Origin of the sequence: Colwellia asteriadis (genome assembly GCF_039523295.1) — a bacterium.
Lineage (GTDB): Bacteria > Pseudomonadota > Gammaproteobacteria > Enterobacterales > Alteromonadaceae > Colwellia > Colwellia asteriadis.
The window spans coordinates 209,349-232,950 of record NZ_BAAAFA010000007.1; the positions used below are offsets into that span (position 1 = coordinate 209,349).

At 37.7% G+C, this 23,602-nt stretch carries 19 protein-coding genes; 8 read left to right on the plus strand and 11 right to left on the minus strand.

Annotation, left to right across the window (positions count from 1 at the left end; all coding sequences use genetic code 11):
* Positions 1 to 22: 22 nt before the first annotated feature.
* Positions 23 to 373: an HIT domain-containing protein gene (locus ABD005_RS11565; RefSeq protein ID WP_343817525.1), complete on the minus strand. Its 351-nt coding sequence runs from the start codon at positions 371 to 373 to the stop codon at positions 23 to 25.
* Between the two features lie 221 nt (positions 374 to 594).
* Between ABD005_RS11565 and ABD005_RS11570 the strand changes: the two genes are divergently transcribed.
* Positions 595 to 1,662 (plus strand): M14 family metallopeptidase, encoded by a 1,068-nt coding sequence (locus tag ABD005_RS11570; protein WP_343817526.1) that lies wholly within the window; start codon positions 595 to 597, stop codon positions 1,660 to 1,662.
* 70 nt (positions 1,663 to 1,732) lie between these two features.
* Here the strand turns inward: ABD005_RS11570 and ABD005_RS11575 are convergent, their stop codons facing one another.
* Together ABD005_RS11575 and ABD005_RS11580 are read right to left on the minus strand one after the other, a co-directional pair.
* Positions 1,733 to 2,914, minus strand: a complete 1,182-nt coding sequence (locus tag ABD005_RS11575; protein ID WP_215979229.1) for a cystathionine beta-lyase — start codon at positions 2,912 to 2,914, stop codon at positions 1,733 to 1,735.
* A gap of 178 nt (positions 2,915 to 3,092) precedes the next feature.
* A complete protein-coding gene (locus ABD005_RS11580) occupies positions 3,093 to 5,651 on the minus strand; it encodes a DNA polymerase II (RefSeq protein WP_343817528.1) in 2,559 nt (852 codons plus the stop codon).
* A gap of 134 nt (positions 5,652 to 5,785) precedes the next feature.
* Between ABD005_RS11580 and dinG the strand changes: the two genes are divergently transcribed.
* Positions 5,786 to 7,921 (plus strand): ATP-dependent DNA helicase DinG, encoded by a 2,136-nt coding sequence (dinG, locus tag ABD005_RS11585; RefSeq protein WP_343817530.1) that lies wholly within the window; start codon positions 5,786 to 5,788, stop codon positions 7,919 to 7,921.
* 111 nt (positions 7,922 to 8,032) lie between these two features.
* Here the strand turns inward: dinG and ABD005_RS11590 are convergent, their stop codons facing one another.
* Positions 8,033 to 9,031 carry a tetratricopeptide repeat protein gene (locus ABD005_RS11590; RefSeq protein WP_343817532.1) on the minus strand — a complete coding sequence of 333 codons (999 nt, stop codon included), beginning with the start codon at positions 9,029 to 9,031 and terminating at the stop codon, positions 8,033 to 8,035.
* A 349-nt stretch (positions 9,032 to 9,380) separates the two neighbouring features.
* Positions 9,381 to 10,175: a sortase-associated OmpA-like protein PdsO gene (pdsO, locus tag ABD005_RS11595; RefSeq protein ID WP_343817534.1), complete on the minus strand. Its 795-nt coding sequence runs from the start codon at positions 10,173 to 10,175 to the stop codon at positions 9,381 to 9,383.
* Between the two features lie 267 nt (positions 10,176 to 10,442).
* Between pdsO and pdsR the strand changes: the two genes are divergently transcribed.
* Together pdsR and pdsS are read left to right on the plus strand one after the other, a co-directional pair.
* A complete protein-coding gene (gene pdsR, locus ABD005_RS11600) occupies positions 10,443 to 11,135 on the plus strand; it encodes a proteobacterial dedicated sortase system response regulator (RefSeq protein WP_343817536.1) in 693 nt (230 codons plus the stop codon).
* A gap of 1 nt (position 11,136) precedes the next feature.
* The gene (gene pdsS, locus ABD005_RS11605; protein WP_343817538.1) at positions 11,137 to 13,431 is read left to right on the plus strand and encodes a proteobacterial dedicated sortase system histidine kinase; all 2,295 of its coding nucleotides are present in this window, start codon (positions 11,137 to 11,139) and stop codon (positions 13,429 to 13,431) included.
* 300 nt (positions 13,432 to 13,731) lie between these two features.
* Here the strand turns inward: pdsS and ABD005_RS11610 are convergent, their stop codons facing one another.
* The gene (locus ABD005_RS11610) at positions 13,732 to 15,156 is read right to left on the minus strand and encodes a DUF3300 domain-containing protein (protein ID WP_343817540.1); all 1,425 of its coding nucleotides are present in this window, start codon (positions 15,154 to 15,156) and stop codon (positions 13,732 to 13,734) included.
* 94 nt (positions 15,157 to 15,250) lie between these two features.
* Between ABD005_RS11610 and ABD005_RS11615 the strand changes: the two genes are divergently transcribed.
* Positions 15,251 to 15,808, plus strand: a complete 558-nt coding sequence (locus ABD005_RS11615) for a GNAT family N-acetyltransferase (RefSeq protein WP_343817542.1) — start codon at positions 15,251 to 15,253, stop codon at positions 15,806 to 15,808.
* Between the two features lie 6 nt (positions 15,809 to 15,814).
* On the opposite strand, the gene ABD005_RS11620 is transcribed toward ABD005_RS11615, so the two are convergent.
* The 3 genes from ABD005_RS11620 to ABD005_RS11630 are packed head-to-tail and all read right to left on the minus strand — an operon-like array spanning position 15,815 to position 18,260.
* The gene (locus tag ABD005_RS11620; RefSeq protein WP_343817544.1) at positions 15,815 to 17,287 is read right to left on the minus strand and encodes an ATP-binding protein; all 1,473 of its coding nucleotides are present in this window, start codon (positions 17,285 to 17,287) and stop codon (positions 15,815 to 15,817) included.
* A gap of 7 nt (positions 17,288 to 17,294) precedes the next feature.
* Positions 17,295 to 17,972: a response regulator transcription factor gene (locus ABD005_RS11625; RefSeq protein WP_215979234.1), complete on the minus strand. Its 678-nt coding sequence runs from the start codon at positions 17,970 to 17,972 to the stop codon at positions 17,295 to 17,297.
* A 3-nt stretch (positions 17,973 to 17,975) separates the two neighbouring features.
* Positions 17,976 to 18,260, minus strand: coding sequence for a PepSY domain-containing protein (locus ABD005_RS11630; RefSeq protein WP_343817546.1), 285 nt, complete (start codon positions 18,258 to 18,260; stop codon positions 17,976 to 17,978).
* A gap of 324 nt (positions 18,261 to 18,584) precedes the next feature.
* Between ABD005_RS11630 and ABD005_RS11635 the strand changes: the two genes are divergently transcribed.
* Together ABD005_RS11635 and ABD005_RS11640 are read left to right on the plus strand one after the other, a co-directional pair.
* Positions 18,585 to 19,637 (plus strand): choice-of-anchor H family protein, encoded by a 1,053-nt coding sequence (locus tag ABD005_RS11635; RefSeq protein ID WP_343817548.1) that lies wholly within the window; start codon positions 18,585 to 18,587, stop codon positions 19,635 to 19,637.
* Positions 19,638 to 19,729: 92 nt separating this feature from the next.
* Entirely contained in the window at positions 19,730 to 20,683 is a 954-nt protein-coding gene (locus ABD005_RS11640; RefSeq protein WP_343817550.1) for a DUF808 domain-containing protein, read from the plus strand.
* Positions 20,684 to 20,716: 33 nt separating this feature from the next.
* On the opposite strand, the gene ABD005_RS11645 is transcribed toward ABD005_RS11640, so the two are convergent.
* Positions 20,717 to 21,550 carry a class I SAM-dependent methyltransferase gene (locus ABD005_RS11645; RefSeq protein WP_343817552.1) on the minus strand — a complete coding sequence of 278 codons (834 nt, stop codon included), beginning with the start codon at positions 21,548 to 21,550 and terminating at the stop codon, positions 20,717 to 20,719.
* A 60-nt stretch (positions 21,551 to 21,610) separates the two neighbouring features.
* The gene (locus tag ABD005_RS11650; RefSeq protein WP_343817554.1) at positions 21,611 to 22,246 is read right to left on the minus strand and encodes a flavin reductase family protein; all 636 of its coding nucleotides are present in this window, start codon (positions 22,244 to 22,246) and stop codon (positions 21,611 to 21,613) included.
* A gap of 461 nt (positions 22,247 to 22,707) precedes the next feature.
* On the opposite strand from ABD005_RS11650, the gene ABD005_RS11655 reads away from it, so the two are divergent.
* Positions 22,708 to 23,358, plus strand: coding sequence for a hypothetical protein (locus ABD005_RS11655; protein ID WP_343817556.1), 651 nt, complete (start codon positions 22,708 to 22,710; stop codon positions 23,356 to 23,358).
* Positions 23,359 to 23,602 lie beyond the last annotated feature (244 nt).

The following is a 23,602-nucleotide window of genomic DNA, read 5'->3' on the forward strand; positions in this document are numbered from 1 at the left end:
CATCTCAATGAACATAATTGACTTATATCGCTAGCATAGGGCCTAATGGCTGACCACCTAAAAGGTGCATATGAATATGGTATACTTCTTGGCCGCCATCTTTATTACAGTTCATAATTAGGCGATAACCATTTTCATCTATTCCCTCTTCTTTAGCTAACTTTTTAGCAACCGTGATCATTCTACCTAACGTGAGTTCATCATCAGTCGTTACATCATTAACCGTCGCAATTAATTTATTAGGAATAATTAAAATATGACTATTGGCACGTGGAGCAATATCTCTAAATGCGGTAACTAAATCATCTTGGTACAACAGTGGTGTTGGTATTTCTTGTCGAATAATTTTTGAAAAAATAGTTTCTTCGCTCATGCTGCTTATCCTTTTTTGTTATTTATAGCGATATTGTTAACGCGTTCTTTACTTAGTTTACCGCGATTAATTCTGCGAGCATATGCTAAGTGAATAGTTTTTCGTATGAACTGAATTTATCTTAGCTTTATTGACCTTAATCAACATCTATTTTAGTGATTTTTGCGATGATTAATGCTCACGAAGGAGTGTGATAATTAACAATAGCTAACTTAGGTAATATGATGGAAATCGACTTTAATGAAATAAACTATGTAACTGATCCTACTTGGCAAGTAATACATGCAGATTATGAGCAGTTTCTCTTATCGATGACAGGACCAACAGTCATTGACATCTCAGGCGAAGATAACACTAAATGTCGCGTTTTTGTGACTTTATTACAAGGTGATGAGCCATCAGGTATTATTGCGATACACCGCTATCTTGAGCAAAAAGGTAATACCCGCCCAGCAACCAAGTTACGATTTATTATTTGCTCTGTTGAAGCGGCTGCATCGCGCCCTCTTTTTAGCAAACGCTTTACCGACGGCGGCATTGATATAAATCGCTGCTTTGGAAACCAGTTAGTCGTTAATAAGGAAGACTTCCTACAGAGAAACTATCAACACCGAGCTAACTTAATAAAGCATGCTATAGAGGAAGTTCAGCCTGAAATGGTGATCGATCTTCACAATGCACCAAGCTCAGGTCCTGCTTTTGCAATTAGCGCGTTAGTTAATACCGAAACGCTATCATTAGCATCATTTTTTAGTTCAACATTGATATTATCTGATCTTAAAATCGGCTCATTAATGGAGCACAACTTTCATTGCCCCTATATTACCGTTGAATGTGGTGGTAGTGAAGATGAGCAAGCCCATGAAGTAGCTTTTGCTGGCATCGTTAATATTGCTAACTGTCAGCACATTGGTTATATCCATCAGAAAAAATCAGTTGACGTCATTTATCGCCCTTTAAGGCTACAATTAAAAAGCAATGTAAAGTTATCTTACGCTAAACACGATGAAGGCTATAACGGTATTACCTTAAAAAATAACATAGAATGTTTTAACTTTGGCAGTGCTTATCAAGATCAAATGTTGGGTTGGGTAGACGGTGAAGGCTTAAACAACTTAAATCTTATTGATAAAGATGGTACTAATGTTTTAGCGGATTATTTCTATATTCGTGAAAATCAATTGGTGTGCCGTCACAATTTACGTTTATTTAAAGCAACAAATAATAAGCAAAAGGCAATGAATGATTGTTTATTTTATGTGGTAAAAGCCCCTGTTAATGAAGCATAAGTAAGCTAGCTCTACATTTTATCTTCTTATAAAATTACGCTCAACCATAAGATTGAGCGTAATTTTTATATTATGAATTAGCTAAGCAAGCGTTAAAACGCTCAAAACCTGCAGCTAAGTCGGCAACTAAATCGTCGACATTTTCTAAACCAATATGAACTCGAATCAGCGGATATTCACAATCAAATTCAGTCACACTACGAATAGCGTTAACACCGGTGATCCCCAAAATTAAACTTTCAAACCCGCCCCATGAATACCCCATTTTAAAGTGATGTAAACCGTCTAAAAATGCTGTTAAAGCCGCTTTATTACCTTTGCTTAATACAAACGAGAATAAGCCATTGGAGCCTTTAAAATCACGCTTAAAAAATTCATGCCCAGGACAAGAATCAAATGCTGGGTGTAAAATTTTAGCGACTTCTGGTCGCTCTTTTAACCAATTTGCAATGGTAATAGCACTTTCTTGATGTTGCTTTAAGCGTACGCCAATAGTGCGAATACCGCGAAGCGCTAAGTACAAATCATCAGGTGAAGTACACTGCCCCATTAAATAACTGTAGTCACGTAGTTGAGGCCAATGTTTTTCAACTGCCGTTGCGGTGCCAAGCATTACATCTGAATGACCAACAATGTATTTTGTTGCCGCTTGTATACTAATGTCTACGCCGTAGTCAAAGGGTTGAAAGTTAATACCTGCTCCCCAAGTATTGTCTAACATCACAATACAGTCATGCTGATGCGCTATTGCACTAATGGTTGGCACATCTTGTACCTCCATTGTGATTGACCCTGGAGATTCAAGAAAAACAACTCGAGTATTTTCTTGAATTAACGCCTCAATGTCTGCGCCAATTAAGGGATCGTAATAGGTGGTAGTAACTCCCATTTTCGCGAGCACTTTATCGCAATAATCGCGTGTTGGCTCATAAGCGGTATCTACCATTAAAATATGATCGCCCGTTTGTACAAACGCTAAAATAGCATTAGTGATAGCTGCAGTGCCTGATGGGTATAATGCACACCCTGCTCCGCCCTCTAGCTCGGTCATAGCATCACTAAAAGCAAACGAGGTTGTGGTACCACGACGACCATAAACCATGGTTTGATTATGACGATTAGCAACGGCATTGTTCATTTGAGCAACCGTATCAAATACCACCGTAGATGCGCGTGTTACACTGGGGTTAACCACACCATTGGTCCATTTAGCGCTACGACCAGCATTAACGATTTTAGTCTCTTGTTTCATGTTATTACCTATCTATTACTCATTTGTTAGCTAGTTATTAGCGATTATCTGTTGGCGTTGGCTTAATTATTTCAGCTATCTAGCCATCTAAAATATTTATTGTTAAGTTATACCTTGAAATGACATGAGTTGCACCCCCTATCGAACAAAAAGTACTAAAACATCACAAGTACGCCCCTTAAAAAAGCCCCAACTGTTTGTTGGTAATTTCATCAAAGCTTTTACCAATAAAAGGTAAAATGCCATCAGCAACGGCGGCAATTTGTCTATCAATATAAAACTGGTAATCTAGCGGTGAACAAAGCTGCTCTTTAACCTGTGGGCCATTTAAGGTAATGAAGTACTCTATCCAACCACGTTGCTGATAACGTAGCGGCTTACCCATTTTTTCATTATGAGCATCAGCCAAACGCGCGGCTTTTACGTGAGGAGGAACATTTTTAATATAATCGTTAAGTGCTCGGCGAATACGCTTACGATAAATTAATCTATCATCACAGTCGCCACGCTGCACCTGAGCTACTATCTCATTAATATAATCATCAATGGGTTGATTGGTAAACACTTTAAGGTATAAGTTTTTTTGAAAGTCTTTCGCCAACGCGGTCCAATCGGTTCTGACACTTTCTAAGCCTTTAAACATTAATGTGGGTGCTTGAGTTAGCTCCTTTAAATTAACCACTAACCCGGCATAACGCTTTTTAGTGCCGATATCTTTGCCGCGAATAGTTGGCATTAAAAACTTTGTAAAGAGTGTTTCAAATTCAATTTCTAAATGGCAATCTAACTGATACTCCTCTTTAAGCGCTTGCTGCCAGTTTTGATTGATTAATGTTTGTAGCTGATAACCAAGATCTTTTCCCTGCATTAATGATTTATCTTCGCCAATAGAAACAAAAATTGAATCGGTATCACCGTAAATAACTTGATAACCCGCTTGCTCAATCCACTGACTGGTAATTTTTAATATTTCATGACTACGCTTAGTAATTGAACCAGCTAAACGTGGATCAAAAAAACGACAGCCAGTAGAGCCTAAAATGCCATAAAAACTATTCATAATAATTTTTATCGCTTGTGATAGCGCGGCATTTTTTTGCTGTTTTGCTTTGTCTCGCTCAAGCCATAAGGACTCTATAATATCTGGCAAAAAGTGCTGTGTTCGTGAAAAATAAGCCCCATCAAAACCTTTAATCGCATTAATGACTGCTGCTGATGTATTACCCTCATCAAGCTGACTAGCCTGATGTTGTGCTTGCTCCACTAAGCCTTCAATAAGCCCCATAGGGTCAATTTTAAAGGTACGAATAATACTGGGGTATAGTGATTTAAAATCAAGTACTAACACATTACTGTATAACCCTGGCACTGACTCCATCACATAACCACCAGGAGAAACAAGCGCAGACATACCATCGCCCATATTCGGGGCAACATAGCCACTACGGTGCAACTTAGGTAAATAGAGGTTAGTAAAAGCGGCAACGGAGCCACCAATACGATCAATTGCCAGCCCCGTTAGTTGTGCGCGTAATTGCGCAAACGCTAATAATGCTGTTTTTTCAAAGATGAGCCAAACTAAACGGCAATCTTCAAGGTTATAGGCCGCAAGCGCAGGCTTATTGTGATTAAAATTATCAACAATCTCTTGAATACGATTATCAACATCAACCACCTTTTTACCAATACCCAGTAATTCATTAGCAACGTTATCAAGTGAAAAGCTGCTAAAGCTATAAGTGGCTGTTTTTAATAAATCAATACCATCTAGTACCAACCGCCCTGCAATTTCAATAAAATACTGCTCGGTACTGTTTCTATTATTACGCCAACGAGCAATACTATTATCACGTCCTAACGTAAAGGCTAATCCATAATGATCAAAGCGCTTTTGTAATAATTTAAAATCAAAATTAATAACATTCCAACCAATAAAAACATCGGGATCAAAGGCAACAATTTCTCGCATTAGTTGCACTAATAATGCTTTTTCATCTTGAACCCAAACAATATAGTCATTTGATGTTTCTTCTGGCTCACCTATCATTAATACACGTTTGTATGTATCTTCCTTACTAATTGACTTGCTAATTGACTTGCTACTTTGTGTGCTAGATCGCTCGCTATATAAACCAATAGAGAACAGCTCCCCTTGCATTGAACATTCAAGATCAAGCGATAACATCTTCAAGGTAAGCGTACTTTTGCTAGTGCTTGCTTTACACTTTGCTTGACGATATAGCTGATAGTTTTCAATGCTACCTTTACTACTACTTTCAGTTATATCAGTGTCTACAGGGTTGCCAATGAAGTCGAGATCAGCGGTAATAAAACGTTCCATCAAAAATCGATCATCGGGGCGAATATCGTCTTCATAGCACTTTACCTGTGCATTAGTAAGCAACTCTCGTGCACGGTAAAAGTGGCGTAAATGCGTAAAGTAAATTCCTGAAACACTATTCCCATTAAAGGTTTTCATGGCTAATGATTGGAATTTAACCACGGGGATATTATGTGTTGTCAGTAAGCTTTTAGCCTTCATAACTTGGCTATCTTCAATAAAAAAAACCGCCTGTTCATCCGTAATAATAAGCTTAACTGAGCCTGATAATGTTTTTAACCATAAAGTAATCTGCAAGCCTGACTGACTATCTTCAACTTGACGTGTTAACAAAAATCCACGTTGAGCTAATTGAGTAGTTTGGGCTGTAGCTAACTTCATCATTGACTTAGACATAGTGACTCGACACGTACAAGGTGCTTCCTAACATAAAACGACTAAACCGCACTTAAGCAGTGTCGAAAACAATAAAACCTGTTAATATATACAGCAGTGTACTTCATCTACCTCTCTTTGGAAACTACGCAATAATGTTAACTGATTCATTAAAACAAGGCATTCGTCAAGCTTATAAAGCCATTGGTGAAAACTTAACAAACTTCAACCCAAGAAAGCAGCAAACGTTTCTTATTGCGGAAATTGCAAAAACCTTAGCCGGAGAATACTCCAAAGAACGTAAAATAATTACCATTGAAGCAGGTACCGGAACGGGTAAGTCGTTGGCTTACAGTTTAGGCGCAATTCCTCTTGCGTTGGCGAAAGATAAAAAAGTATGTATATCGACCGCAACGGTGGCACTGCAAGAGCAATTAGTAGATAAAGACTTACCCTTTTTAAAAAGTCATGCCGGATTAGATTTCACCTTTACCTTAGCTAAGGGCCGACAGCGTTACGTTTGTAGACAAAAACTTACTCAAGCAATTAGCCATAATAGTGACTCTCCGCAAGCAGGATTTACCTTTGCTGAAAAACCTAAAGCAAGCGACATCAGAACTCTAAATGCTATGCATAAAGCGCTAACTGATGGTAGCTGGTTAGGAGATATAGACTCATGGCAAGAAACACTGCCTTTGTCGGTATGGCAGCAAGTACAAAGTGACAAACACAGCTGCTTAAAAAGTATGGCAGACCATAGTCATTGTCCTTTTCATAAAGCCCGAGAAACCATGGAGCAAGCAAATGTGCTTGTGGTAAATCATAGCTTACTTTTAGCTGATTTAGAGCTTGGTGGCGGGCGTATATTATCACCTCCCGATGAAACCTTTTATATTATTGATGAAGCCCACCATTTACCCAAAGTAACACGTGATTTTTCAAGCGCAAGTATTACCGTTAAAGGCGCCATTGAGTGGCTAACAAAATGCCGCGAAACAGGCGATAAAATGTCAGCTTTAATCAAGTCTCAACGAGCAATATCTCCTGCGTTAAAGCTTAGTGATGACATTCAAGATATATTAACTGAGATGCAACACGTGCTTAGTTTTATTAATAGTAATGCTATAGGCTACTTTCCCAGTAAAGAGAGTGATTATGCTACTACCGCAAACACTTTTCTCACTAAAACGAATAAAGAAGAAGAAATATATCGCTTTGAAGACGGTATTATTCCCAAAGAATTAAAAAACTGGGCCGAAGAAATTAAAGAGCTCAGTAAAAAATCATTAAGTCATTTAAATAAGCTTTACAGTGCATTAGTTGAGTCGGTTAAAGATGGTGATACACAAATGTATCTTGCTGAGCCTCTATTAGCAGAGGCAGGGTTTATGTTGCAACGCCTTGAAAATTTTCAAGCTTTGTGGCAAATGTATGCCAAAACCGATAGTGATAAAGGTGCGCCAATGGCACGTTGGTTAGAAAAATCTCCGACCAAGCAAGGAGAATATATACTGAGTGCTTCACCTATTGAAGTCGGCTTTACTTTAGAGAATATGTTATGGAGCCAATGTGAAGGTGCCGTATTGTGCTCAGCAACTTTAATGGCATTAAACTCCTTTGATCATTTTCGTTTTCAGGCGGGCCTAAGAGACGATGATGGTAGCCAATACCAACAAGTTAACTCGCCTTTTGATTATCAAAATAATGCAAAGTTGCTGATTGCTAACATGGATAACGAACCTAACAACAAAGACTTTACCGATGAGCTCATTGAAAAAATTCCGCACTATTTAAAACAAGGTGATGCGAGCTTAGTACTATTTTCATCATATTGGCAAATGAATAAAGTTGCCGAAGCCATTAGAGAGACACATCAGTTAGACATTGTGGCGCAAGGAGAACATTCTCGACAACACATTATAGAAGCGCACAAAAAACGTTGCGATAAAAACAAAACCAGTATTATTTTTGGAACACAAAGCTTCTCTGAAGGACTAGATTTACCCGGAAAGTATTTAACGAACTTAATCATTACTAAGCTGCCCTTTTCTGTTCCTACTTCGCCTGTAGAGCAAGCACAAGCAGAGTATGTTACGGCTAAAGGCGGTAATCCATTTATGACCTTATCGGTGCCTGACACCTCTAAAAAACTTGTTCAAGCCTGCGGTCGATTACTTAGAAATGAATTAGATGAAGGGGTTATTACTTTAATGGATAAAAGAGTAGTGACCAAACGCTATGGTAAGCAGCTCCTCAGCTCACTACCGCCGTTTAAGCAAGTTATTGAGTAAGCTTAATCCAACAACTATCCAGCCAAAAACACTTTCAAAAATACAAAAAAAAGTGCTTAAATAAATTTAAGCACTTCAAAAAAATAATAAGGTGTAAATAGTTTGGTTAGGCTAATTTACCGCTGTTTTTGAAAATTCAATATTAACACCCGCTTTAACGAGCTCTTGATAAAAATCTTCAATAGTACAGCTTTCAACCTGCCCACAAACAATACCGTATTTCAAAATGGCAGGCTCGTAACCTTGTAAAGATCCTTTTTTAAACCATGCAAGCGCTTCAATCACATCTTTTTCAACGCCAGTACCAGTTAAGTACATTTGAGCAAGATTAACTTGACCTGGTGCATAGCCAAAATCAGCTGAAGTTTTGAACTCATCAAATGCTAATGCTTTTGTTGTTTCGTATTTTAAATGCTCTAAACCCGCTAAGTTTTCTTTATTACCCGGAATAAATACTGAAGTGGCTTCAAACTGCTTATCTGGAACAACTAAGTTACCATCTAACATATTGCCATCTGGGCGTCTTACTAAAAAGATAGCACCAGATTCAATCATGCCTTGTAATTCAGCAATGGTAAAATTGTTACGTTTTTCTTGGAAAAACTTCTCAAATCTTAGCTGTGCATAACGAATAGTTTCATTAAGCTCATGCTTTTGAGGATAAAAATAACTACTATAATTAAGTGTCACTACATTGCCTGTAATGTCACTTACCTTCGCCATACGATATTTTTCTGTTGGGCGTAAATTATCTTGCATTAAACGAAAATCAAGATAATACAAATCATCTATTTTAGGCGCTGCAACATAACTAGCGGTTAGTACATTTTTTTGATGCTCACCATATAAAAAATTCCCCCCTACAGCTAAACCAATAGCCATAATAACCGCTAAAATTTTATAACGGTGCGTTTTAAGCCAAGGATCGGGATCTTTGGTGTCAACCGTGTAGTGGTAATAAATTTCTTCGCCTTCACTTTTATCGGCTGAAGCACCATCATTAGTGTCTTTAATTTCAGCCTCCGCAGTGGTTTTCCCTGCTTGTTGATCAGCTTCTACATCTTGTAAAGGCTCATCTTCTTCATATTGTCGAACTGCTACCTGTGCCATAACCGCTCCTTAACTTCTTATTATTTTAAGATCCATTAAACCATTTGAACATAAAACACACAAGCGTTAATTTTATGTTAAACATCATCTAAGTATATTATTAACCTAGTTTTATTTGTTAAAACCAATAAAAATAGGCGCTACAGCTTAGTGTAATATTTCAACGACCTGATCACATTTATTTACAAATAATCATGATCGTTACTGAGCTAATATAATCATATTAATATAAAAAGCAATAATCGCGCCATAAAAAACATCATAATATCTACAAATAATTATTAAGGATAAAAGCACAAAAATTCACTTTGATTTTTCAACCAAAGTGAATTTAATTCTGTATAAAAATCTACCTTTTTGCCATATGATTCAAAGAGCTATGAAGTTTTAGTACAACTCTTCGGTCATAAAAATTAACTTCTTGCTCTGTTGTTGCTGCCACTGGCGCTGTTTCGCCATAAGCCTGCATCGTAATTTGATCCTCATTAACACCTTGTGCCATTAATAATGATCGCACTGATTCTACTCGGGCAAGTGATAATTGCTGATTATGATCCGCTTCACCCGCTAAGTCGGTATAACCCGATAACGTTATGCTAAGGTGCGGTGTATCGTTTAATACTTGAGCTACCGCCGAGACCTGCTCTTGATAGTGCGCTGAAATTTCACTTGATCCAGTTGAAAACTGTAAACTCATTAGTAAGTTTTCAAGTGATAATTGTTCATTTAAACCACTATCATTGGCTAACTGATATTGTGTTTTAACTGACTCAATATCTTGTTGGTAGTTTTGCAGAGCCCCTGCTAATTGCATTTTATATTGGGCTATTTCATCTTGATTTTTTTTCATATGATCCTGAGCAGAGGCTAACTCTGTTGATAAAACCTCAACGTCATCGGTCGCATTAATATGCTTGGCAATAAAAATACCGGTAACGCCAGCAACAATGGCTCCTAGAGGGCCAGCAACAATAGCACCAACTAATGCACCTGTGCCAAAACCAATATTTTCATTCTTACTTTTTTCTTCATGGGTTTGTACAGCACTGCTCATCATAGTTTCTTTCGCCATTAACGGTGTACTTAATAAACTCATGATGATAACGCTAGTAATTGCAGTTTTTTTTACGGTTAATGTATTCATTGTTATATCCTTTACAGTCTAATGTGTCGTAATACCAAGTTATCAATCAGATACTTAGTTAAGTTAATGAGCTAGTGGTTAACTCAATAACTGTATTAAACTCCACAAACGAGCCAAAGAAGTGACGCAACAATGGCAATGCAGCGAGCAATTGTGTCAACATTATGGCAATTATCGATATTTAGCCCTTTGTGCGTATTTATTCGATATAGTCTTGAGTAGCCAGATTAAATAAAATGACCGCAGATTAAAAAAGGTAATGAATACATGTCAAAAAGCATTGCAATTGTTGAAGATGAAGCCGCTATTAGGGAGAATTATGCCGATGTATTACGTAGCCAGGGCTATCATGTACAAACTTATGTAAACCGCAGTGACGCCACACATGCTTTCAGTTTACGTTTACCGCATTTAGTTATTTTAGATATAGGCTTAGAAGATGAATACGACGGAGGCTTCACCTTATGTCAGCAATTGCGCAGTTTATCTTCAACCTTACCTATTATTTTTTTAACCGCACGTGATAACGACTTTGATACTGTTTCTGGCTTACGTATTGGCGCAGATGACTATTTAACTAAAGACATTAGCCTGCCACATTTAACCGCACGTATTTCTGCTTTATTTCGCCGACAAGATGCCATGAAAAAACCAGTAGATAACGATAATATTCTGCAAGTTGGTCCACTTATGGTTGATAGCACCCGTATGCATATTTCTTGGCAAGAACAAGCTATTGACTTAACCATTACAGAGTTTTGGTTGGTACACGCCCTAGTAAAACACCCAGGACATGTTAAAAATCGCAGCCAATTAATGACCGACTCTAAAATATTTGTTGATGACAGCACTATTACTTCACACATAAAACGTATTAGAAAAAAGTTTATGCTCTTTGATGAAAACTTTGACTGCATAGAAACCGTTTACGGTATGGGTTATCGCTGGCAGAGTAATTAACGTGTCTATTGTCTCCTCTACCCCTGTAAAAAAGTCGTCATTACGTTTTGGCTTAAAAGCTAAATTGTTATTACTTTCAAGCTTTTTATTTGTCATTCCTTGGTTTGGTTATCAATATGTTTGGGAAATGGAAAAATACTTACGTTTTGGACAAGAGCAAACCATTGTTGGTACCGCAAGGGCTTTAGCAACGGCATTACACGAGCGCGCTAATTTATTTAATAATCAAGCCAGCTTTTTACCTAGCGTTGAAAAAGGAAAAGATCTTTATGGGTACCAATTTAACGAGCCGATTCAACTTGATGGTTTAAAAAAAGACTGGGTAAACTATTCAGATCGCGCTCATTATTATGATGCACAGCACCGCTTGAATAACACAACACAAACGAGCGAAGTAATAGCCTCTACCGTATTACCTAAAAGTAACCCTATTAGTGTTAGTTTTAGCGCCTCAGTGGCCAAATATGATAAATACTTATATTTATTTTTTAGTGTGAAAGATGACCATGTAATATTTCGTGATACTAATGCGCTTAGCGTGGTTAATAACGATCACATTGAGCTCGCTTTTGATGATAATAATAACAACTTCAAACGCTTTATTATCAGTAATAAGTCAAACGGCTGGCTTAGTGCTTTTCATATTGCAAACTCAGTAGATAATAGCGCAGCAACAATAACACCAGCACCAAAAATCCAAGGTCAGTGGCTTACCACCGCTCAAGGGTACAATATTGAGTTAAGAATTCCGCTAGATGATATTGGCGACAAAATTGCCTTTGCGGTACATGATGTTGATAAAAAACATGGCGAAATAACGGCGAGTATCGGCTCAGCAAGCCCCAAACAAACAACAACATTAGGTACTATTTTAGTACCTTCTCCTGAAATTGAACGCATTGTTAAAGGAATGCGTTATAGCCATTCAAGCATTTGGGTTATTGATCAGCATCATCGCGTACTCGCCAGCGCAGGTTCATTATTAAATGCGGGCGGAGTTTGGCAAAAGAACAGTGCAATCAATGATAATAATCATAACGATGATGGGCTTTGGCAAACTGTTCAACAAAAATTTTTACTGCCTCTTTACTATAAAATACTGACCAAACCGCCAAGCCACTTTATTGATAAACTTTATGATGCCCAGCACTTAACTGGCGATCACATTATTACCGCGTTAACGGGCCAAGCAACCTCGCAATGGCGCTTAACTACTGATAAGCAAGCCTTAGTGCTATCTGCCGCCTACCCTATTTATATTGATAACCAAGTAAAGGGTGCCGTTATTGTCGAAGAAACAACAAATGGTATTAGAACCCTACGTAATTTAGCGCTCGAAAAACTATTCAGTGTTATTTTGGCAATTATGATTTTGGGGGCATTAACATTTACGTTGTTTGCCACACGCATATCATCTCGTATTAGTCGGTTAAGTAACCAAGCAGAACAAGCTATTGATGAACACGGCCGTATTACTGGCGCAGTTCAGGCGGCTAGCACTAATGATGAAATAGGTGATTTATCGCGAAGTTTTGCACGTGCAGTTAACCGACTGAGTCAATACAATCATTACTTAGAGAATATGTCTGCGCGGCTTTCTCATGAATTACGCACGCCTATTGCCGTTGTTAAAACATCTCTTGAAATACTAGCGCTTGAACAGGAAAACAATCAAAATCCCCAAAACAGCCAAAACAAGCATAAAAATGCTTATATTGAACGCGCACAAACGGGTATAAACACCTTAAATCTTATTTTAACAAATATGAGTGAAGCGACGCGATTAGAGCAAATATTAGTAAACACCGAAAAATCATCGTTTAATATTACTCAGCTGATTAAAGGCTGTATTTCGGGTTATCAAGGTATTTACCCCGAAGTAAAATTTACCTTAATGAATAAAACTATGACTAACCCTGAGCAAAAAAGCAATATAAAAGATATTACTTTTTATGGCTCACCTGAGCATATAGTTCAGCTACTTGATAAAGTAATTAATAATGCCGTTGAATTTAGTAATGATAATAATGTACTCATTACCTTGCAGCAGCAATCACAACAACTTCACCTTAGTATTAGTAATAATGGCGTACATTTACCCAAAGCGATGTTAACAAGTTTGTTTGATTCTATGGTTTCTGTGCGTAGTCAAAGTAAACAAGCTCAGCCACATTTAGGGCTAGGACTTTATATTGCCCGTTTAATTTGTCACTTTCATCAAGGGGATATCACTGCTGAAAACCACTTTGAACCTGATGGCGTTAGCATCAATATTTCACTGCCATTACCTAAATAACGTAAACATATAAAGAGCGCTGGTAAATGCGCCACCGCTCTTTATCGTCTCTTAAACGATTTAACCAACATAAAATTAATTAACATGAACTTGGTTTAGTAGATGTTTAACAAATTGACATATCAGCAAAAACTACTTTTCTGAATCGCTAGCTTGATAGTTTTTCTTCTTTTCATATATAAGCAAGGCAAATTCCGCGTCAAAAGTCGGCCTATTGCAAGTAAATTTAACGAAGACGTTAGGAAAAATAGCTGCTAGAGAAACATTTGTTAAGCCGAGTTCAGGTTGATTAATGAGCACTTAATGATGAGATCGCTCTGCTCTTACCTGCCTTGATTTATTTGCTTTACTCTGGTGACTAACGCGAGCTTGGCGTGTTTTTTTCGGCTGCTGCGATTTAGTCTGTCTATAATTGCTCCTCCTAGCACTCTTAGTACTTGTATGCTTTGCTAACGACTGATTATGCTTAATATTTGTTTCATGAGCCTTATTGGCTCTTATTTTATTACGTGGAGCACTTCGTTTTTGCTCAACATGTTTTTTTGCGATATTGAGCTTTCGGTTAGCTCGAGGTTGTGACTGCTTATAAGCATAATTGCTCTCGCGTTTAGCCCTGCTATTTTTATTTGAGCTAGCGTGACGAGCCTTACTATCCTTTTTAGTTTTTAGCCTATTATGCGAACCTCTTACTGACTGACTTTTATAATCGTTATTGCGGTACTTTATGCCTGCGGTATTGCGATTTTTATATCGGCGCTGCTGGTTTACCTTTTTAGTAAACGGTTTATTCACTCCTTTATATTTATAGCTTCCCCCTCGACGGTGGTGCGGTTTATGCTGCCAGCGTTTAGCACTATGGCTAGCAATAATTTTTGTGCGATTATAATAATGGCTTTTATGGTGATAGCGACGACTTGGCTTAATGATCACCACATGTCTATTTTGCCAATGTACCGCACCAAAAAATAATTGCGCAGTAACATGTACCCCGGTGTGCCAGTAAAATGGCTGATAACGATTATGGTAATAAGTGCTACTGTAATGAGGAGCATTCCAATAAACAGGAGGATAATGTCCCCAACGCCAATGACCATAAACAACGCGGGGATCATAATATGGTACGTATATTATTTCAGGTTTATTGGGTTCAATAATAATAGCGCTGTTGTCATAGCTTACTTGCATATTCTCCATATTCGCTAAATGACCAGCGACTTGCGCTTGCTTACGTAACGTTTGAATACTTTGTAAAACGGCTTCCTCATCAAACAAAAAAGCATCGCCAAGCTGCTCGGTCCAATTAAGATCGCTATTTAAACGTTCTAACACATTCGCAAAAGGCAACAAAGCTTTCACGCTAGGGTCCCAGTCTTGATCCTCAGCATTATCAAGTATTTCCGTGGCCGAATAACTGCCTAACTGCTCAGTTTGTTTGATTAACCAACGCTGCGCTTGTACTACCTCTAATGGGTAAGTGGCAGCAATTAACATATGCGTTAATAAACTATCTGGGTAAAGTGCTATCGGTGCAAGCATTTGCGCTAGCTCAGCTTCACTGTAGCCTTGGCTATCTTGTACACTTATCGTATTATTATTAGCATATGCCACCGATGACCATGCTAGGTTAATCGTGCTTAATAGCAGTATAAGTAACCACATAGCACGCGAGTTATTGATATGATTTTTAAGTCTATCGTTCATAATCGCCTCTTGAGTTCTGTTCATCTTGTATTCTCTGCTAATTTAAAAGTCAGCATGTCGCTATAAGGACACAATGATGAATCACAATGTAACCAATACCCTATCAAGGAGTGACTGAATGATAGCTGAACAAAAATTAACAGTACTAAGCACAGGTCAACGCATTGCATTATCACTGTTTGATGTCTCTGACATGCCATTATTTATCGACATATCAATGTCAAAGCAGATGATGAAACATGTTTATGCTCCCTTAACACAACAAGCGGCAACAGAGGCTTTTGTTGAAAGATCACAACCGTGGACATTACAAAGTGATCATTGGCTTTCTTTAGGCATAAATGACATTTTTTCGGGTGAGAAGCTTGGCAGTATCGGGTTAAAAATAGTTAACCATAGCGCTAAAATTGCTGAAGTAGGATTTATGATTAAAACAAGTGCTCAAGGCAAAGGATATGCTAGCGAAGCGCTGAGTTTACTTATGAGTTATGCATATAATACGCTCAACTTAAATAAGTTAGTGGCAACCTGCTCTATTAATAATAGCGATTCATTTAATTTATTAGAGAAGCATGGCTTTATTCGAGAAGGTTGTTTACGACAAAATACACTGATTAATAACATCTTAGTTGATGATTATGTTTATGGCTTATGTAAACCAACAAATAATAAGTAAGTTCACTTACTGCTCGATAAAAGTTAAATTAAACTGCGCTCCACCTAACTCAACACAATGACTGATATCAAGAGTTCCTTGATAACTATCTACTAAGTCTCGCACTATAGCTAAGCCTATACCATGACCTTGTTGGTATGTATCAGCTCTTACCCCACGCTGTAAAATGGCTTGCTGCATAAGTTGATCAATCCCTTCACCATCATCACTAATAGTGATAACTAAACGCTTTGGTTTTTCAGCCACTTTTTGTACCGTATCTACAGACAACGAAACCCGTTTTTTAGCCGCTTTACAGGCGTTATCGAGTAAATTACCTAACATTTCAAGTAAATCGGCTTCATCACCTTTAAAAGTCAGCGTTTGTATCTGCGCTGCATGTTGGCTTTGTTGTTCTTCACTCAGCACATTCACCTTCTCATTAATGCCGTTATAACTTACCTGAAAAACGATCGCTTTATCACGGTAAATTTTAGCTAGGCTATTAAGTAACTTAGTGACAACAGGCGCAATACTAACGCCTAAATGCCATGACGACTCCCCCGCACTTTGTGCCCGTTTAAGTTGATGCTCAATAGTGCGATTAATTACCTTAATTTGCTCAATTGCACTATTGCTTAAATGCCCTTCACTGTGAATCACCGCCAAAGGTGTTTTCAAGCTATGAGCTAAATCCGATAAGGCATTGCGATAACGTACACGCTGCTTTTGCTCTGTTTGTAATAATAAATTGAGTTGATTAGTTACTTGCAATAACTCTTGCGGATAAGCTTGCTGTAGCTGCTCTGTTTTACCTTGCTCTACTTGTTGTAATTCATGTTGTAAAACATGAAGAGGCTTTAAGGTCCAGCGTAACCAAACACTTTGTATTATAAGTAGTAACGCTGTTAAGAGTATTAACCATAACGCCAATTGTTGTTGAAACTGTTGCAGTAGTTGCTCAAAATCACGTAAGTCTTTCATGATGTGAATAGTTACGGGAAATTCATCATTACCATGGCCGCTAAAACTATCACTAAAACTGACGCTGTAGCTAAAAGCAAAATGTGCTTGGCCAGCAATATGTATTTGAGAAAACTCCCGTTGTCCCACCTTAGGGCTAGGCAAATTACTGAGCGGCGGCAAACTCAGCAAAGAGTATGACTGCCATAAGCTTTGCTCGTTTAAGGTTGTCGGCGTAATCGCCGTAATTTCAGCATACAAACCCGACTCAACCACATTAAACTGATTTTCAAGTAACTGCTCAGGCATGAGTAACTGGCTATTATCAACTTCTGCCACTGCTAAAATACTGTAACTATAGGCACTTAATTCTTTTTTTATTGCATTAGCGAGTTGTTGCTCAAAGGCATTACTTAAAGTAAAACCAATAACGGGCAGCACCAATAAAATAAGTAAACTCGCACTTAACATTAATCTAAATTTTAATGAGTTTACTTGCGGAAGTTTACTTAGGTGGCGCTGAAATAAGTGCATCATGTGTTACTTAATCACTCATCACTTTAAGTAAGTAACCAGCACCGCGGTGGGTTTCAATAAATTGATGTTTACCCTCAGGGTCAAGTTTTTTACGTAAACGGCGAATAAATACTTCAATCACATTCGAGTCTAAGTCAAAGCCTTGATCATAAATATGCTCAGTTAATTCAGTTTTTGATTTAACCACACCAATGTGCATCATCATGTATTCTAACAAACGATATTCAGAGCTACTTAAACTCACTGGTTGATTATCAGCAAGCACAGCTAAACTGGCGGTATTTATAGAAAGAAACCCGTTATTAATAATGGGACTCGCTTTTCCTGCAGAGCGGCGTATTAAGGCGTTGAGTCGCGCGAGTAGTTCTTGTTCTTGAAAAGGTTTAGTTAAATAGTCATCTGCGCCAGCATCAAGCCCTGAAACTTTATCTTGCCAATGATCTCGGGCCGTTAAAATAATGACAGGGTATGTTATATCTTGCGCTCTTAGCTGGGTAATAACACTAATACCATCGATAATAGGCAAGCCGACATCAATAATTGCGGCATCATAATCATACTCGCTACCTTGAAATAAACCATCTTCACCATCACAGGAAACATCAACCGAATACCCCGCGGCGACCAAGCTTAGCCTTAAATTCTCTTGTAAAGTTAAATCATCTTCAACTAATAATAATCGCATATGCTACTGCCCTTTAATTTTCCCAGTATTACCATCGACTATTACCGTAATAATATGGCCATCGCCCTTCACTATTTTTACACGATAAACAGGATTGTTTGATGATTTACTGCGTGTTACTTTTAATACTTTACCGCCAAAGCGTCCTTTAACAATTTGTGCGGCCTGTTGCGAGCTAATTGCTGGTTTACTACTTTTCCCCCCTTGTTGATAAAAAGCGGAACTAGGCGCAGAAAAAAACAAAAAAGTCGCAATAAATACAACATGGAAAAAAGATACTAACTTCATATAAACGCCCCTACACTGAAAATAAACTCAATCGATATAAGTAACTTAATAAAATAACTTAATAAAGTAACTACATCACGCTAGTGTAAAAGATCACCTGAGTTAAAGAAACCTCTGTCATGAAACTACCAAGACTACAAAAGCTTCGCTGAATAATAGCTGAACAGATTGTAAACCTGATTTAATAAGGCTCAGCGCCTTGTTCAGGATGCATTCAGTTTAACCTTGCTTAACTAACAACAGACTTAGTAAACACATTTAGTAAACATACATTACATAAACACTGTGTTTCATTTATTTAGAACAGTTATCAGGGGTATATCTATGAAAAGCTTAATATTAACACCAATCAATAAATTACTAGCGCCTCAAGTTAAAGCCTTATCGTTAAAAGCCTTACAATTAAAAAAAGTAGGCTTACTTAGCATCAGTCTGTTTATTGGTTCAATGCAAATAGCACACGCAATTAACAATACAACAGCAGATCCTGCAACGAACTCGGTGATAAAAATTAGTGCCATGAGTCAAAAAGTAAATGTTAGTAACAGCGTTACTAATAGTGTTGTTGATAAAGATACTCGAAGTGCTGTTAATCGTTCAACAGAAAGCGGTAATACCGATGAAGCGAGAAAAAACCGCTTTAAACACTGGTTAAAAAATAAAAATGAATCACCAGAAAACAGCACCGAAAAACGTCAAAGCTCCTTAGTTATACCGGCAGGAATAACACGAGAAGAACATCAAGCACTAATATCACAAAACCTTGTAAACAATAGCGTTAACGCGCAGCAAGCCTTATTAACCAAAAGTTATACGGATGCGCCTGGAGTTGCAAGACACACCGTAATTTATCCTGAAAACTTCAGTATTTATGATGCTTTTAGTTACTTACTAGAGGATATTGACGGCGATGGTTACTATCAAAGCTTTAGCATTGTCTTTGATGCTGATTTTTATCCTTATTATGCTAATAGCCAAACACCACAGACCGATGTTTATGCCGAACTTTATTTAAGTTACAACGGTGGCGCGTGGAGCCATTTTCACTCAACTGATATTTTTACTATTTACAGTGACACTTCAGCCGATGAATATGAAGTGTTTGCACAACTTGAACAAGGCTACCCCAGTGGTAGTATCGATATTTTAATTGACCTATATCACGCCAATAGCCATCAATTAGTTAGCAGCTATAGTGCTGATGATAACAATGCACTGTACGCATTACCGCTTGAAAGCGCAGATTTTGATCAACCTTACGTGACTGAAGTCATATACACTGAAGGCGGAAGTAGCTCAGGACTATGGTTATTTTTTGTGAGCTTAATTTTAAGCTACCGCGCAAAAGCTTTTATCACTCAGCTAACTGAAAAGTAAGGCAATGAATATAAAAGCCATTGCACAATGAAAATAAGCTCAATATAGTGACTTCATTAGCTTACTCTCATACGATAAATTTAAGGAAAATAATGGCTGGTGCAAGTTTACTAACCTTACTCGATGATATTGCCATGCTGCTCGATGATGTGGCGGTATTATCGAAAGTTGCCGCAAAAAAAACAGCAGGTGTATTAGGCGATGATTTAGCCGTTAATGCTGAACAGTTATCAGGCGGTTTAAAAGCAGACCGAGAGTTACCTGTTGTTTGGGCTGTTTTTAAAGGGTCGATGCTAAACAAGGCCATATTAGTGCCAATCGCCTTATTATTAAGTTATTTTCTGCCTGTTGTTATTATGCCGCTATTAATGATTGGCGGTGCTTACCTTTGCTATGAAGGCTTTGAAAAAGTATGGCACGCCTATGCTCACAAAGCTGAACAGTCACAACATAAAGCCGACTTACTTAATGCGCTTAACGATCCTAGCGTTGATATTAAAGCCTATGAAAAAGACAAAATCAGCGGTGCAATTCGTACCGATTTCATTCTGTCGGCTGAAATTATTATTATTGCACTAGGTACTATTACCACGCAGCCAATTGCCACTCAAATATCAGTCCTTATTTTTATTGCTATTTTGATGACCGTTGGCGTTTACGGCTTAGTCGCTGGTATTGTAAAAATTGATGATGGTGGCTTATTGCTCATTCAAGATAAATCAGCAAGTTTGTGGGCTAAGTTCAAGCGTGGCTTAGGTTACGCTATGATAGGCTTCGCCCCTAAATTGATGAAGTTTTTAGCCATTGCTGGCACTATCGCCATGTGGCTTGTTGGCGGCTCACTTATTACTCATGGTGTTGAGTCTTTGCACCATATTATTGAGGCTACAACAAGTCTTGCAGCCCAAGTGAGTGTAATTGGCGGCATATTAAGCGCTATTACGCCATTATTTATTGATTTAGTGGTCGGCTTTTTATTAGGAGCTTTATTAGTGTTTGCACACCTTGGCTTTAATTCAATGAAAGCTAAACTAACGAGTAGCTAGGTTGTATTTATAAGTAGTCGCTTTAAAAGTACGTTAAAGCGACTCTTGTGATAAGTAGTAATGCCATTGCTGCTCATATTGCTGCATCTGTAAGTGTTTTTTACTCGAAAAATGAAGCTTTTTATCAAGCTCATTGAGCAACAATCCTGTGCGACAGATCGCACAGTGATTATCATTATTCAATAATGCTAGCTTGCTGAATACCTTATCATCAACAAACGTGGCTAATTGAATATCTTCTGCTGGTAATGTTTGGTTGTCACTGTAAACATAGGTAAAACCTTGCGTATCTTTAACGTGTTTATCGCGATCGACATTACGGATACGATACCCAGGAAATTCAGTAATATTAAAAGCCATTTTACCTAAATACATTACCGGTAAATTCATTGTTAAAGAATGTTCAATATTCCACTGGCGGTAGGGTTTTACATCTTTTGATGAAATATAAGCGAGTTTAGCGCCATTATCAGCCAAGAAATACTTAAAACAATGCTGCAAATATATTCTCAGTAAACGGCGGTTTAATGTATTTATACTAAAATGCTCACATTGCTTTATATAGTCTTGTTTCGAGCTAAAACCGGGTATTAACGGAAACTGAAAAATAACTAAATCAAACTGCTGCAATATTATATTTTGCCATGTACTGGGCTCAGTAACATCAAAACTGGTTAAGACATTAGCCCCATTTTTGAGTAATTGCTGATAATGTTCATCGCTGCCGTATTTCGCGATTAGCGTACTACGCGTATCAAAAACCGTTGCGGTTAAAGCGCGTGGTTTATGGTGTTTAACCAGTGAAGCCGAAAACGACAAATCGCCATCACCTACTGTTAAAATTCGCCACTTGGAGTTTATATACATATTTTAACCGCTTTTATCTATTGCATGATGCGATAACTAACAAGGCATTACACTATGGTGCTATGCAGGTCTTGTTTTTTTAAACGGCGCGGTAATACCAGAATACTCACTCGCTCCTAGTCGTGCTAACGGGTTCACGCTATCCGCAGCTATTTTAATACGTCCATCATTGACCGTAGTTACTTTAGCGCTGACATACAGTTGTTTAATTTCGACAAAAATAAGCGTTTGCGCTACCTCACCTATTTCTTTTATTTCATATAATTCACAACCATAAGCAATGTCGCATTGCGCTATACGCGGTAATGCAAATCCTTCAAATGGCACCGTATTGAGTACTCCTTCAGGTATAGTCGCTAATTCAGATTCATCATGTGCTAATGAGGCAGCGGTTTGTGTGACTATATCTGCCAAGTTTTCACCTGCAATATGTATCACCATTTTTTTATTTTTTAATACATTGGTTAACGTATCTTTACTTTCTCCGTTGGGCTTTTTTCCTAACGATAGCATTAACAAAGCAGGATCACTTGATACCGCTGTAAAGTATGAAAAAGGTGCTAAATTCAGGCTATTAGGATCAGCATTAGCGTTGCTTGAGCTTGTTAATGCCCAAGCGATAGGTCTTGGAATAATTGTTTGCGTCATTAAGTGATAGCGCTGGCTAGCACTACAATCTGAAAAGTCGATATTCATAAGGAGGTTATATAAGTTGGCCGCAGTAAATTGCAGTAAAAAATTAGAGTAATGTTATACCATATTTGCCGCATAATTTGCCACTTGAAGCTTTAGTACGCTTTAATGAATTAATACCATAAAAGCGATACATTAGCTGTACAAAATTAGCTGTAGTAGCTCATATCTGATCTGACTCTTTTCGATTTTGGGTTTGCTCTAATCGTACAGTTGATGAGGTCAGCAAAGATACGATAGCGGACATTCTTGTGAGTATTATTTCGAACTATTTAATATTTATTAAAATAAGGTAAGTCAACTTGTTTTAATTGTATTACCGAGCTCACCTTTTATTAAAACGAATCATAGTCTTCGGATGAACATGTTACATTGGATAATTTAAAACGCGTTGAGTATAACAGGTTTATGTATTATATTACAGGTACTTAAGGCATCTTTAATGGACATAAAAAGGATATACTATGGGCTGGGCTGATGACATGTATGAAGGGGGCTATACTGAGGAACATGGTGGCTTAATGGATGACGCGCCATCGATGCGCTCGCGTTCAAAAGCATCGAGTGGAAAAAACAGTGGCCCAGGTTCAAAATGGTCTGATCATGACCGTAATCAAATGGTTGATATGTATAAAGCTGATGTAAGCATTACAATAATTGCCAAAAAGTTAAACCGAACACCACTTGCTATTGCATGTCAACTTTACAACAAAAATGAAATCTCTGGTAGTATTAAAGATAAATTTTTAGAGGATCGTTCATTCGATACTTCCATTAGCACTATTAATCGCAATGTATATAGTCACAACAAAATTACTCGGAAAGAAAATACCAAAGTACGCAAATTTAAAATTGAAGAAGATAAAGTTATAGAGGATCGTTCATTCGATACTTCCATTAGCACTATTAATCGCGATGTATATAATCACAACAAAATCACTTGGAAAGAAAATACCAAAGTACACAAATTTACAAAGAAGATTTTAGGTATTATCTGTGTAGCCATTGCTGTATTTGGTTGGACTGGATATTGGTTTGCAGGCTCAGGATTTGCAGCATTGATAGCCCTTGGATTTTTATTCACGGGTATATCATTAATAAGTAGCGATAAATAATAGACCAAACGAGCAAAAATTTTCGGTTAGTATTTCCCTGAATATCATCATGACTTTGCAAATACTTAATATCAGCTTTTGGCTAGCTGAAGAAGCTTATAATGCTCACTAGCTCAATGTTAACAAAGATACGAGCGGACATTAACACCTGTGTCGTTTTAAGGTATTGCTCAGTGCTTAACAGGCAGTAAATACACCCTTCACAGACATTAACATAAATAACTTATTGATCTGTTTAGAATAC